Source organism: Ruegeria sp. HKCCSP351 (genome assembly GCF_017872535.1).
Taxonomy (GTDB): domain Bacteria; phylum Pseudomonadota; class Alphaproteobacteria; order Rhodobacterales; family Rhodobacteraceae; genus Ruegeria.
In genome coordinates, this window is the sequence record NZ_JAEDOV010000004.1 from 281,077 (window position 1) to 294,161 (window position 13,085).

Annotated in this window: 15 protein-coding genes; 8 read left to right on the forward strand and 7 right to left on the reverse strand. The window is 59.7% G+C overall.

Going from position 1 to position 13,085, the window contains the following annotated elements; translation table 11 throughout:
• The first annotated feature begins 170 nt into the window (after positions 1–170).
• Genes I9182_RS10970 through I9182_RS11000 form a run of 7 tightly spaced genes read left to right on the forward strand, consistent with a single transcriptional unit; the run spans position 171 to position 6,664 of the window.
• Positions 171–1,385 carry a glycosyltransferase gene (locus tag I9182_RS10970; protein ID WP_209505325.1) on the forward strand — a complete coding sequence of 405 codons (1,215 nt, stop codon included), beginning with the start codon at positions 171–173 and terminating at the stop codon, positions 1,383–1,385.
• A complete protein-coding gene (locus I9182_RS10975; RefSeq protein ID WP_209598314.1) occupies positions 1,382–2,629 on the forward strand; it encodes a glycosyltransferase family 4 protein in 1,248 nt (415 codons plus the stop codon). The genes I9182_RS10970 and I9182_RS10975 overlap by 4 nt, the downstream gene beginning before the upstream one ends.
• Entirely contained in the window at positions 2,629–3,705 is a 1,077-nt protein-coding gene (locus I9182_RS10980) for a glycosyltransferase family 4 protein (RefSeq protein WP_209598246.1), read from the forward strand. Before I9182_RS10975 ends, I9182_RS10980 begins: the two co-directional genes overlap by 1 nt.
• A complete protein-coding gene (locus I9182_RS10985) occupies positions 3,702–4,286 on the forward strand; it encodes a histidine phosphatase family protein (RefSeq protein ID WP_209598247.1) in 585 nt (194 codons plus the stop codon). The genes I9182_RS10980 and I9182_RS10985 overlap by 4 nt, the downstream gene beginning before the upstream one ends.
• Positions 4,283–5,425, forward strand: coding sequence for a glycosyltransferase (locus I9182_RS10990; RefSeq protein WP_209598248.1), 1,143 nt, complete (start codon positions 4,283–4,285; stop codon positions 5,423–5,425). Before I9182_RS10985 ends, I9182_RS10990 begins: the two co-directional genes overlap by 4 nt.
• The gene (locus I9182_RS10995) at positions 5,422–6,177 is read left to right on the forward strand and encodes a polysaccharide deacetylase family protein (protein WP_209598249.1); all 756 of its coding nucleotides are present in this window, start codon (positions 5,422–5,424) and stop codon (positions 6,175–6,177) included. Before I9182_RS10990 ends, I9182_RS10995 begins: the two co-directional genes overlap by 4 nt.
• Before the next feature lie 10 nt (positions 6,178–6,187).
• A complete protein-coding gene (locus tag I9182_RS11000) occupies positions 6,188–6,664 on the forward strand; it encodes a class I SAM-dependent methyltransferase (RefSeq protein WP_209598250.1) in 477 nt (158 codons plus the stop codon).
• On the opposite strand, the gene I9182_RS11005 is transcribed toward I9182_RS11000, so the two are convergent.
• On the reverse strand, positions 6,665–7,807 hold the full coding sequence (locus I9182_RS11005) for an alpha-D-ribose 1-methylphosphonate 5-triphosphate diphosphatase (protein WP_209598251.1): 1,143 nt from the start codon (positions 7,805–7,807) through the stop codon (positions 6,665–6,667).
• A 52-nt stretch (positions 7,808–7,859) separates the two neighbouring features.
• Between I9182_RS11005 and I9182_RS11010 the strand changes: the two genes are divergently transcribed.
• Complete coding sequence (locus I9182_RS11010; protein ID WP_209598252.1) at positions 7,860–8,543, forward strand: DUF1045 domain-containing protein; 684 nt, start codon at positions 7,860–7,862, stop codon at positions 8,541–8,543.
• Here the strand turns inward: I9182_RS11010 and phnN are convergent.
• The 6 genes from phnN to I9182_RS11040 are packed head-to-tail and all read right to left on the reverse strand — an operon-like array spanning position 8,525 to position 13,084.
• Entirely contained in the window at positions 8,525–9,073 is a 549-nt protein-coding gene (phnN, locus tag I9182_RS11015; RefSeq protein ID WP_209598253.1) for a phosphonate metabolism protein/1,5-bisphosphokinase (PRPP-forming) PhnN, read from the reverse strand. The two genes, I9182_RS11010 and phnN, sit on opposite strands and share 19 nt — an antisense overlap.
• Entirely contained in the window at positions 9,070–9,753 is a 684-nt protein-coding gene (phnL, locus tag I9182_RS11020; protein ID WP_209598254.1) for a phosphonate C-P lyase system protein PhnL, read from the reverse strand. Before phnL ends, phnN begins: the two co-directional genes overlap by 4 nt.
• 22 nt (positions 9,754–9,775) lie before the next feature.
• Positions 9,776–10,546, reverse strand: a complete 771-nt coding sequence (gene phnK / locus I9182_RS11025) for a phosphonate C-P lyase system protein PhnK (protein WP_209598255.1) — start codon at positions 10,544–10,546, stop codon at positions 9,776–9,778.
• Positions 10,543–11,403: an alpha-D-ribose 1-methylphosphonate 5-phosphate C-P-lyase PhnJ gene (locus I9182_RS11030; RefSeq protein WP_209505309.1), complete on the reverse strand. Its 861-nt coding sequence runs from the start codon at positions 11,401–11,403 to the stop codon at positions 10,543–10,545. The genes phnK and I9182_RS11030 overlap by 4 nt, the downstream gene beginning before the upstream one ends.
• Positions 11,400–11,996 (reverse strand): HAD family phosphatase, encoded by a 597-nt coding sequence (locus I9182_RS11035; protein ID WP_209598256.1) that lies wholly within the window; start codon positions 11,994–11,996, stop codon positions 11,400–11,402. Before I9182_RS11035 ends, I9182_RS11030 begins: the two co-directional genes overlap by 4 nt.
• Positions 11,993–13,084: a carbon-phosphorus lyase complex subunit PhnI gene (locus tag I9182_RS11040; protein ID WP_209598257.1), complete on the reverse strand. Its 1,092-nt coding sequence runs from the start codon at positions 13,082–13,084 to the stop codon at positions 11,993–11,995. Before I9182_RS11040 ends, I9182_RS11035 begins: the two co-directional genes overlap by 4 nt.
• Between the last annotated feature and the right edge of the window lies 1 nt (position 13,085).

Sequence of the window (13,085 nt, forward strand, 5' to 3'; positions counted from 1 at the left end):
TGGCGGTGGTGCGATATGTCGCGAAACAGTCAATACGCTGTTGCCAAATCGCAATGCTTGAAACATTTGCAAGTGCGCAAATCCGCCTTTGGCAAGCGTGGGATTGAAATATACAGTAACGCTTGCGAACGCGCGGATTTCGCTCTGGGATCAAGAAGACGGGCAACACTATGAGCCTTGGCACAACCAATTCTAAACCGGACCGCGCGCCGCGTATCCTGTTTTACAGCCACGACACGTTCGGTCTGGGGCATTTGCGCCGGTCCCGCGCCTTGGCTGCGGCAATCACGCAGGCGGACCCAAGCGCCTCGGCGCTGATCCTGACGGGTTCGCCCGTGGCAGGCCGTTTTACCTTTCCCCGCCGCGTTGACCATGTGCGCCTGCCCGGTGTGACCAAGCGCGCGGACGGATCGTATGCCGCGCGTACAATCGGAATGGGGATCGACGAAGTAACCGAATTGCGCGCGGGATTGATCCAGACTGCGGTTCAGCAATTCGACCCCGACGTGTTGGTCGTCGACAAGGAACCGACAGGGTTCCGGGGTGAGCTGTTGCCGACACTGAACTACCTTGAACGCCATTGCGGAACGAAACTGGTTTTGGGTCTGCGTGATGTGCTGGACGAACCCGAAGTACTGGCTGCCGAGTGGGCGCGCAAAGAAGCCATCGAAGCGACCGAGCGGTTCTATCATGAGATTTGGGTTTATGGATCACAGTCGATCTATGACCCGACGCAAGGCTTGCCGCTAAGCGCGTCAGCGCGATCCCGCATTCACTGGACGGGATATCTGCGCCGCGATCTCGGCCCGGTCGGGGAACCGCCTCAGCAACCCTATATCCTGATCACACCCGGCGGCGGGGGCGATGGCAAGGCGTTGGTCAACCTCGTCTTGTCCGCCTACGAGAAAGACCCAGACCTGTCGCCGCGTGCTGTGCTGGTCTATGGCCCATTCCTGTCGGGTGAATTGAGGAATGAATTCGAAGCACGGGTTGCCGCATTGAATGGTCGTGTAACCGCGGTTGGATTTGAATCGCAGATCGAAACGCTGTTTGCCGGGGCCGAAGGCGTGGTCTGCATGGGCGGCTACAACACGTTTTGCGAGGTCCTGTCCTTTGACAAACGGGCCGTGATCGTTCCACGCACCACACCCCGTCTGGAACAATGGATTCGGGCCTCACGCGCAGAAGAGCTGGGGCTGGTCAAGATGCTGGACGAACAACGCGACAGCCTGACACCCGACGCAATGATCCGTGCCATCCGCAACCTGCCGCACCAATCTGTGCCGTCACAGGCCATCCAAAGCGGTTTACTGGACGGTTTGGACTATGTCACCGACCGCATTGACAGCCTGCTGACATGGGAACAGAAACGAGCCACTGGATGAACTCGGCCTCTCCCAATCTGGCGGTTGTGGTCAAAGGCTGGCCGCGACTGTCCGAAACATTTATCGCACAGGAACTTGTTGCCTTGCAGGAAGCCGGGCACCGATTTGACATCTGGTCTCTGCGCCATCCGACCGACACCAAACGTCACCCTTTGCACGACCGTTTCGCAGGGCAGGTTCACTATCTGCCGGAATACCTGCATGAAGAGCCACAGCGGGTGTGGGCGGCCCGCGCTGCCGCCCAAGACCTGCCCGGCTATGCCGAAGCCTACACGATCTGGCGGCACGACCTGCGCCGCGATCCCACGCCGAACCGCATCCGCCGCTTCGGGCAAGCATGTGTTCTGGCCGCCGAGTTACCCGCCCAGACGCAGGGGCTCTATGCCCATTTCATGCACACCCCCTCGTCCGTCGCCCGATATGCGGCCATCATGCGCGGTCTGCCATGGAGCTTTTCTGCCCATGCCAAGGACATCTGGACCTCGCCGGTCTGGGAAAAGCGTGAAAAGTTGCAGGCCTCAACGTACGGAGCTGCTTTCAGTGCCACCTGCACGGCAATCGGCGCGGAACATCTGCGCAGTCTCGCTGATGACCTCAACCGGGTGGACCTTATCTATCACGGTCTGGACCTGTCGCGTTTCCCCGAACCGCCAAAGCGCGGGACACGTGCCGCTGGTGACCCGTTTCACATGATTTCCGTTGGGCGACTGGTTGAAAAGAAGGGCTTTGACCGCCTTATTGCGGCCTTCACGCTGCTGCCGGAGAACCTGAACTGGCATTGGACCCACATTGGCGGCGGAGGCCTTGGTGACACCCTGCGGGCGCAGGCGCGCGCTGCTGGTATCGCGGACCGCATCACCTGGAGGGGAGCCTGCGATCAGCCAGAGGTGATCGATGCCATGCGCAGGGCCGACCTGTTTGTCCTGCCCAGCCGGATTGCTGCGGACGGGGACCGGGACGGATTGCCGAACGTGTTGATGGAGGCCGCATCCCAGCTGTTGCCGATCCTGTCGACACCGGTTTCGGCCATCCCGGAATTCATCCAATCCGGAACGCATGGCGTGTTGTCTGATGACGACCCGGCTGCATTGGCTTCAGCCATTTCAGCTTTGGCCACTGATCCGGAAACGGCTGCAACTATGGCGCGTGCAGCCTATGACCGCCTGATTGCAGATTTTCGAATGGACCCCGGTATTGCACGGCTGTCGGCCCGGCTGAAAACCCTGAGCATGGAAGACGCGTAATGGCGCGGGTTGCGTTTTATGCGCCAATGAAATCTCCCGGCAGCCAGAAACCCTCGGGCGATCGCGAAATGGCGCGAAACCTGATGCTGGCCTTGGCGGCGCAGGGGAATAAGGTCGAACTGGCTTCGGACCTGCGCGTCTACGACAAGAACGGGGACAGGGACCTACAGAGAACCCTTGTTCGCGCGGCTGAGATTGAAGCACAGCGGCTGAGCGCCGAATTGCCCTTTGATACAGATCTGTGGGTGACTTATCACAATTACTACAAGGCACCCGACCTGCTGGGCCCCAAGGTCTGCCAGGCGCGCGGCATCCCGTATGTGCAACTGGAAAGCACGCGTGCATCAAGCAGGCTGAACGGGCCGTGGGCCGATTTCGCTCAAGCGGCGCATCAGGCGTGCGATGCAGCGGATATCATTTTCTACCACACAGCCAATGACCTGATTAGTTTGGAACGGGACCGCCTTGGCAAGCAGGCACTGGTTGAATTGCCGCCATTTCTGCCTGAAACCGTATTGCCTGTGGCAACGACCGGGGACGGCCCCATGCTTACTGTCGGAATGATGCGGCATGGGGACAAGCTGGCGTCCTACCGGATTTTGGCCGAAGCTCTTTCGCACCTGACATGTGACTGGAACCTGAACATCGCGGGGGACGGTCCGGCGCGGCCGGATGTTGAAGCGTTGATGGTGCCGTTCGGAAGCCGGGTGCACTTTCTGGGCCAGCTCGACCGGGCGACCTTGCAGAAAATCTACCAACGCGCATCCCTGCTTGTCTGGCCGGGCGTAAACGAAGCCTATGGGATGGTCTATCTCGAGGCGCAGGCGACAGGCCTGCCCGTGATCGCACAGGATCGCCCCGGCGTTCGGGATGTGCTGGCACCTGCGGTTTACCCAACGGTTGAAGCTGGGGCCAGAGGGCTTGCCGATCACATGCAAAACCTGTTGGAGGATACCGCGCAGCGCCACGCGCTTGGGGCGAATACGCGCAGCTATGTGGCCCGGCGTCATCTTATGCCTCAGGCGACCGAGCGGTTGTGGGCGCATCTTCGGCCCTTGTTGAAGGATGTATCATGACCCGTCTTGCACTGCTTCGCCACGGGCATACCCACTGGAACCGCGCAGGGCGCATTCAGGGGCGCAGTGATATTCCGCTGGATGAGGACGCACGGTCTGAACTGGCTGGGTGTCGCTTGCCTGACCCATGGGCCGCCGCTGATATCTGGTCCAGCCCCTTGCTGCGCGCCAGTGAAACAGCGCGGATCGTGTCTGGGCGCACCCCGAAAACCTCGGACGCGCTGACCGAAATGAATTGGGGCGACTGGGAAGGACTTCGAGGCATTGACCTGATCGCCGATGAAACCAGCGGGTATCGCCATATTGAAGACTGGAGTTGGGATTTTCGCCCGCCTCACGGTGAAAGCCCTGCCGAGGTCTGGACGAGGTTGCGCCCCTGGATGTCCGGGTTGCGGCAGGACACGGTCGCGGTCTGCCACATTGGCATCATGCGGGTCATTCTCGCCCAGGCGTGGGGATGGGATTTTGATGGCCCCGCCCCCTTCAAGATCAAGCGCAATCGGCTGTATATCGTTGATATGAACACGATGACCGCAGACCCGGACCCCGTTCGCCTGATCAAACATGGGCCGCTGCCATGAAGGTAATGATCGTTGTCACGCACCTTTTGGGAACAGGGCATCTGAGCCGGGCCCTGACGTTGGGCCGGGCGTTCCGGGATAACGGCCACCAAGTCATGGTCGTCTCAGGCGGGATGCCTGCGCCTCAACTGGACAGCAGCGGGCTAACCCTGTTCGCTTTGCCACCGCTCAGATCAGATGGAACCAATTTCACCCGGTTTCTGACTGAAAGCGGTGCCGAGGCTGACGCGGATTTTCGGCGCGCACGTGTGACAGCCATCGTGCAGGCGGTAAACAGCTTTCAGCCGCAAATTCTGATAACCGAGCTTTACCCCTTTGGTCGCCGGTCTCTGGCAGCGGAATTCGACGCGGCCCTGAATGCGGCACGGGCCCTGCCTCAGCCTCCGGTCATCCTGGGATCGATCCGCGATATTTTGGCCCCACCTTCCAAACCTGCCAAGGCCCAGCGTACAGAAGATATCGTCACCCGCTGTTATGACGGCATTCTTGTTCACTCGACAGAAAGTGTCACACCGCTTTCGGTCAGTTGGCCGGTGTCGGACCGATTGGCGGAACGGTTGCATTATACCGGCTTTGTAGCGCCAGAACTGCCCCAACCGCATCCCGAGGCCGTTGGACAGGGCGAAATCCTTGTCAGTGCAGGCGGTGGTTCTGTGGGCCAACCGATCTTTCGCGCGGCCATCGAGGCCGCCCGCCAGATGCCCAACAGGTGCTGGCGCCTGCTGGTCGGCGGGACGGATGCCAAGGCGAGAATAGACGAGCTGTCCCAAATGGCTGATGGAACCTCGGCAATTCTGGAACCCGTGCGCCCGGATTTTCGCCAGATGCTGCCCCATGCGGCTGCATCGGTCAGCATGTGCGGCTACAACACCGCCATGGATATTCTGCAAAGCGGAACACCCGCTGTTTTTGTCCCGTTCGATGATGGCAAAGAGGTTGAACAGGGGCTGCGTGGGCAAAGCCTGTCGAGTTTGCAAGCCATCGAGGTGCTTCTCAGCCGAACCCTGAGCGGGCAAGCATTGGCGCAGGCCGTAGAGCGTGTCATTTCAGATGGACCCCGCGCACAGCAGGATTTTGGATTTGATGGCGCGGCCCAAACGGTGGAGATCGCCAAGCACCTGCTGGAGCGGCGTAAATGAACCCGGACTGGCACCCACTTGAGGTCGAGCTGACCCATTGGCGTGCAGCGGGCCTGTCGCTTCCGCTGTGGTGGCGAGACGATGACGCGATCGCTCCGACATCGCGGTTGGACCGCCTGTCCGGTCTGGCCGCACAGTTGGGCCTGCCGGTACATCTGGCCGTCATTCCCCATGCGGCAACCCCTGCGCTGGCTGACTATGTTGCGCGCGGCGAAACTCTCATCCCTGTGGTCCACGGGTGGTCCCACAAGAACCATGCGCCTGTCGGTGAGAAGAAAGCCGAGTTTCGTCTCAACCGTCCGTTGGACGAGGTTGTTGCGGATGCAGCGGCAGGATTGTCATGCCTTGACGCCTTGTTCGGCAACACCCTGCGGCCGATGTTTGTCCCTCCGTGGAACCGCATTGCACCAGAAGTCATCGAACATCTTCCGTCACTGGGATACCGCATTCTTTCAACGGCAACGTCCCGCAGAACGAAAATGGCGGCTGCGGGGCTTGAGCAGGTCAATACACATCTTGACCCGATTGACTGGCGAGGTTTACGCAGTCTGATCTCTCCGGATCGCCTGATCGCGCAGACAGTCAACCTCCTGCGGGACAGGCGCGAAGGCCGCGCAGACAACGCCGAGCCTTTTGGAGTATTGACCCATCACCTGGTCCATGATCAGGACATCTGGGCCTTTACCGAGGCGTTGCTGAAACATCTGCTGGACGGTCCTGCCACACCCTGGGTCGCACCAAAGAACGAATGAGGACATCGTCATGAGCCGACTGGATTCCATGCTGCGCCGATTGACGGCTCAGCGCGACGGGCTGAACTGGGCAGCCGAACAGATCAGTGACCAAACTGGCGACGTGCTGGATATGGGGTTAGGCAATGGTCGCACCTATGACCACCTGCGAGAGATCCTGCCGAACCGCCGGATCTGGGTGATGGATCGTGTGCTGCAATGCCATCCTGACAGCACCCCCCCAGCCGAAGATTTCCTGCAAGGCGAAGCTGAACCCATGCTGCGGAAACTGATGGCCGAGGGGCACAGGATCGCATTGGCGCATTATGATTTCGGACGTGGCATCAAACACGAAGATGTGGCCGAGGCCGCACGCCTCAGCCCGTTGATCGCGCAGGTCATGCAGCACGGAGGGTTGTTGATATCCGGCCAGCCCCTTGTCGGCTTCAACCAGATCAAAGGGCCCGAGACGATCGCGCCGGACCGCTACCTGTTCTATACGGCCTGATTACGCCACGCGGCGACCTCGCGCCCAAACCGAGTTGAGGGCTGGCACACCTGCGCGCATCCGGAAACGGATAACATCGGCGCGGGCATTGGCGCGCAACTCGCCACGATCCTCTAGCCCGGCGGCCCGCGCCGGGGCCAATGTGACGGTCTTCACCCCACGCGCCATATCACCCCACATTTCACCCAGCATGACCGCAGACAATAACAAGGCCGACGGCACGTAATCCGAGGACATTACGTCCAGATGCCCAAGCTCGGCCAATTCTCGGGCTGCAACATTCCCGGAATGAGAGCCTCCGCGAACAACGTTTGGCGCACCCATCATGACCTTGATGCCGTGATCATGACACGCTCGTGCGGCCTCAACCGTTGTGGGGAACTCAGCCAGCCGAATGCCGTGACTTGCCGAGACCTTCACCTGATCTTCGGTCGTATCGTCATGACTGGCAAGAACGGCTCCAAATCGGCGTGCGGCCTTGACGGTTTCGACCTCGTGCACATCACCGTTGCGATCCCGAAGGCCTTTCAGCTGGGCTACATGCTGAAAGAACGTATCATCGTCCATGGCATATTTGCCCTTCAGATAGGATTGCAGCTTGCCCATGTCGCGAAACTGACGCTGGCCGGGGGTGTGATCCATGATGGACACAAGACCAACCCTGTCCTCGGGTCCAAACTCGTCCAGTTCCTCGATCAGTGTCTCAGAACAGACCTCTGCCCGCAAATGCAGGAAATGGCTGATCTTAAGCGCATCCTGCTCGCGCAGATCCCACAACTCCCGCGACAGGCCGCGGGCATATTTTCCGTACCGTCCGGCACCGGACGGGATCGAACCAACCCGCATCGCATCGAACACACTTGTGATCCCCACGCTGGCCAGTTCCGCGTCATGGGCCAGAATGGCGGCAGCATGGGGCCAATGCACATTGGGGCGCGGCTGAATATGGCGTTCAAGATTATCCGTGTGCAACTCGACAAGACCGGGGCTGACATAGTCGCCTTCGCAATCTATCGCACCAGCGGGAACTGCACGCCCGGTGTCGATTTCGATGATAGTGTCACCTGCTATTCGAACACAACCGATCACGGTTTCATTCGGCAACACAAGCGTGGCATTGGCAAGGATCAAGTCTTCTGTCATCTGAACTTTACGCAATCTGAGGTATTGGAAGGCCACTTAATAGGAGGCCAATGTGACATTCACGCGATACGCGATCTATTTTGCGCCACCCGCCGGGGTGGCCTGGACGGAATTTGCAACCAGCTGGCTGGGCTGGGACATGGCAAAGGGAACGCAGGTCGCGCATCCGATCATGGGTGGCATCGACATAGCGACCATCACTGAGGTGCCGCGCAAATACGGGCTGCACGCGACCCTGAAACCGCCGTTCCGGTTGCGCGACGGCCTGACCTTTGACGCATTGCATCAGGCGTGCATTGCGCTGGCTGCAACTCGGCAGCCCATCACACTCGACGGTCTGGAAATTACCCGTCTTGGACGTTTTCTGGCCCTGTGCCCGCTGGGTGAAACACAGGCGTTGAATGCGCTGGCCGCGGCCTGTGTTCGCGACCTCGACCGGTTTCGCGCACCTGCCACTCAGGCCGAACTGACGCGCCGCCGCGCCGCGGGACTGACCCCCGAGCAGGACGCTAATCTGACCCAATGGGGCTATCCCCACGTGCTGGACGCGTTTCGATTTCACATCACGCTCAGCGGTAAACTGGACAAACCAACCCTCAGGGCAACCCAAGAAGCACTGCACACCCATCTGAGCCCCTTGCTGCCGCAACCTTTCCAGATCACTGATCTTGCCCTGATGGGCGAGGCGGAAGAAGGGCGCTTTCACCTGATCCATCGCTACGCGCTTTCCGGTTGAAGGCGGCGCAGGATTTCGGCAACCGTGTCTTTCAGCGCGCCGGAATTGTCAATTTGGATGACCCGGTTCAGACCATCCGGCAACGCCACTTTGGCGCGACACAACCGCCGCGCCTGCTCGTCTGCGCTTTCCCGTGCCCGCTCGGACAGGCGCCGCGCCAAAACCCCTGCATCTGCTGTCAGAGAGATCACAATCAGATCTCCAAACACCTTCTGCGCCTGCAAAAGAACGCTGCGGGAAAGATTGACCAGAACCGCATTCGCCCCCTGACGCTGTCGCAAAATCTCGGCTGGGATACCATAGAACAGTCCATGTGCAGGCCAGCTCAGCGCAAAAGCGCCTGCCTGTTCCATCTGCTGGAACTCTGCAACCGAAACCCGGTCAAAATCCTCGCCTTGTTCACCTGCGGGGCGGGTGATCACCCTCCGCACGCGCCGGACGCCAGGTGCCTGTGCCTCCAGCGCTTCCATGACACTGTCCTTGCCAACGCCCGAAGGGCCAACAATCGCTATGACAGGGGCAAGTGTCATGCCGCCAGTTCCGGTGTGAAGTCAGCGACATTGACTTCGCGGTCACAGACACTCTCACGTGCATCAAGGTCGTGGAATATCCCGACAATCGCCGCGCCACGCCCTTTTGCCTCTTCAATCAGCGACAACACGGTTTCGCGGTTCTGCACATCCAGACTTGCCGTCGGTTCGTCCAGCAACATCGCCGGGTAGTCATGCGCAAAGCCACGCGCAATGTTCGCCCGCTGCTGTTCGCCGCCCGAAAAGGTTGTGGGGCTCAGGGTCCACAAGCGCTCAGGAATGTTCAGCCGCTTCAGTAACCCGGCGGATTTCTCCAGCGCCTCTGTCCTGTCGCAACCCACGGCCAGCAAAGGCTCTGCCACAACGTCCAGTGTCGGCACCCGCGGCACGACCCGCAGGAATTGACTGACATAGCCCAGCGTTTCCCGGCGGAGGGTCAAGATCTGGCGCGGCTCGGCTTTTGCCACGTCCAGACCTCCAACCAGCACCTGACCAGAGGCCGCCAGGTAGTTGCCATAAATCACGCGCATCAGCGTGGACTTGCCCGCACCAGACGCCCCGGTCAAAGCAACGCACTCACCCGGTTCAACCTTCAGCGACGCGCCTTCCATCACCGGGATAACGGCACCGCCCTGATTGTGCAGGGTAAAGCTTTTGCTCACATTGATCAGTTCAATCATTGCTTCACCTTTTCCCAAATACTCAAACCTGCAGAACGCTGGACACAAGCAGCTGCGTATAGGCGTGTTGAGGATCATCCAGCACCTGATCGGTCAGCCCGGCCTCAACCACATGACCATCCTTCATTACCATCAAGCGGTCGGCCAACAGACGCACCACAGCAAGATCATGTGTCACGATGATCGCGCTCAGCCCCATTTCACGCACCAATCCGCGCAAGAGGTCCAGCAGCCGCGCCTGAACCGAGACATCCAGCCCCCCGGTCGGTTCGTCCATGAATACCAGCCTCGGACCGGTCACCAGATTGCGGGCGATCTGCAAACGTTGCTGCATTCCGCCCGAAAACGCGGTGGGCCGGTCATCAACACGGGCCGCCTCGATCTCGACCCGACCCAACCAGTCAATGGCCTTGTCTCGGATGTCACCATAGCGGCGATCGCCCACGGCCATCAGCCGTTCACCAATATTGCCTCCGGCACTAACTGACATCCGCAGCCCGTCACGTGCATGCTGATGCACAAAGGCCCAGTCGGTACGGCTCAGCATCCGGCGTTCGGGCTCAGACATGGTTACCGTGTCCACCGGCCCGTTCGCGCGCGTGTCAAAGATCACCTGCCCTGCATCGGGCACCAGATGACCGGCCAGACAATTCAGCAGGGTCGACTTGCCCGACCCGCTTTCACCCACGATCCCCATCACCTCACCGGGGTAGAGATCAAAAGTTACATCCGCGCATCCGATCCGCGCACCATAGAGCTTTTCGATGCCCTTGACTTGCAACAGGGGGGTCATGCCGCGTTCTCCTCGGCCAGTCGGCCCATATGGCCCGCTTCGCGGCGCGACCGGCAATAATCGGTATCCGAACAGACAAACATCCGGTTGCCCGCATCATCCATGATGACTTCATCCAGATAGCTATCCTCGGCTCCGCACAGGTCACAGGGATGATCGGCCTTGGTGGCTTCGAACGGGTAATCCTCGAAATCAAGGCTCACGACCCGGGTATGTGGCGGTACCGCGTAAATGCGCTGCTCGCGCCCTGCGCCGAACAGCTGGATCGCATCCATTTCAAGCTTCGGGTTGTCGAATTTGGGGATCGGGGAAGGGTCCATCACATACCGACCACACACTTTCACCGGATAGGCGTAAGCGGTCGAGATTGCCCCGTGCTGGCTGATATCCTCATACAGTTTCACATGCATCAGCCCATATTCTTCAAGGCTGTGCATCTTGCGTGTCTCGGTCTCGCGCGGTTCGAGGAAACGCAGAGGTTCCGGGATCGGCACCTGATAAACGATAATCTGATCTTCGCGCAGCTTCGCCTCGGGGATGCGGTGGCGGGTCTGGATCACCGTCGCCTTCTCGGTTTCCTCGGTCGTCTCCACACCTGCGGTCTTTTCAAAGAACTTGCGGATCGACACTGCGTTGGTCGTGTCATCCGCACCCTGATCGATGACCTTGAGCGTATCCTCAGGCGTCAGCGTCGCGGCCGAGACCTGCACCCCTCCGGTGCCCCAGCCATAAGGCATCGGCATTTCACGGCTGGCAAAGGGCACCTGATACCCTGGAATAGCCAGGCCCTTCAGGATGGCCCTGCGGATCATCCGTTTGGTTTGTTCGTCCAGATATGCAAAGTTGTACGCGCTCATAGCAGTCCCCGCGCAGTTAAGGCTACTTCAAAGGCCTGAGGGCTGGTAAAATGTATGGCGTCCATGCCAACGGCGCGGGCTCCATCCACGTTTCTTGGGCTATCATCGACAAAGATACAGTTCTGAGGGGAAAGATCGGCCCGGTCGCACAACCGACGGAAAATCTCGGGCTGCGGTTTCAACAGCTTTTCCTGACCTGACACTACGGTCACGCCAAAGACCTCGCCCAGTTCAGGATGCACACCAACACCAACGGGCCATGTTTCCGCTGACCAGTTGGTGATCGCATGAACCGGGGTGCCCTGTTCTTTCAAACGATGGAGCAATCGCCAAGTTCCCTCGATCTTGTGTGGGACGGTCATGGCATAGCGTTCAACATAAGAACTCAGACGTCGCTGGTCGTCAGCATCTTCCAGTTCAGCAGCCAGATCAGCGAAATCCTCACCCCCATCGGCCCGCAGGTTACGTTTGGGGAAATCGATACGAGTGAGAAACTCTGCCACCGCCTCGCGGCTACCCATCTCATCCAGCCATGCCAAATGCGGATCCCACTGGATCAAAACGTTGCCGATATCAAAAATGACAGCCTTCATTCCGCAACCTCCTTTGACGTGATCCGCGCGTCAGCCTCGCGGCGCAGTTTGCGGACCAGTTCAAGCTCGGACTGGAAATCCACGTAATGCGGCAGTTTGATGTGTTCGAGAAAACCGGTCGCCTGAATGTTGTCCGCGTGGCTCAGAACAAATTCTTCATCCTGCGCAGGCGCGCCCAGATTGTCTTCGCCCAGTTCCTTCCACCGCAGCGCGCGATCAACCAAGGCCATCGCGATGGCTTTTCGTTCGGATTGACCAAAGACCAGACCATAACCGCGCGTGAACTGAGGCGGCTCGGTTTTTGAACCCTTGAACTGGTTCACCGTCTCACACTCGGTCAGTTCGACCTCGCCGATATCGATGGCAAACCCCAACTCGGGGATGTCCATTTCAACCGCAACCTTGCCGATCCGCAATTCACCCACAAACGCGTGGTTGCGCGCGTAACCGCGCTGGGTGGAATAGGCCATGCCCAGCACGAAACCCTCATCCCCGCGTGTCAGCGATTGCAGGCGCAACGGGCGATTGGCGGGGAATTCCATCGGTTCGCGCGTCAGGTCGCCGGGGGTGTCATCACTTGCCGGCTCGTCCTGAATGAGGCCCTCGTCTTTCAGGAATTCAGTGATATGCGGCGTCGGTTCCTGCCGCGCTGAACCTTCCGGAACTTTCGGGACATCACCGTCCGCAGCCAATTTGAAATCCAGCAAACGATGCGTATAGTCGAACGTCGGCCCCAGAACCTGCCCACCGGGCGCATCCTTGAACGTGGCCGATATCCGGCGGTCGCAGGCCATCTCACCCGTTTCGACCGGATTGGAATGGCCAAATCGCGGCAGCGTGGTGCGATAGGCGCGGATCAGAAAGATCGCTTCGATCAGGTCGCCCCGCGCCTGCTTGATCGCCAGCGCAGCCAGATCGGGGTCATAAAGCGAGCCTTCCGCCATGACCCGGTTCACTGCAAGGCTTAGCTGTTCGCGGATCTGCGCAAGGCTCAGTTCCGCCACATCGGTCGCACCCCGGCGTTCTTCGGCCAACCAGGCATGGGCGTTCTCGATGGCTTTTTCGCCCCCTTTTACAGCAACATACATC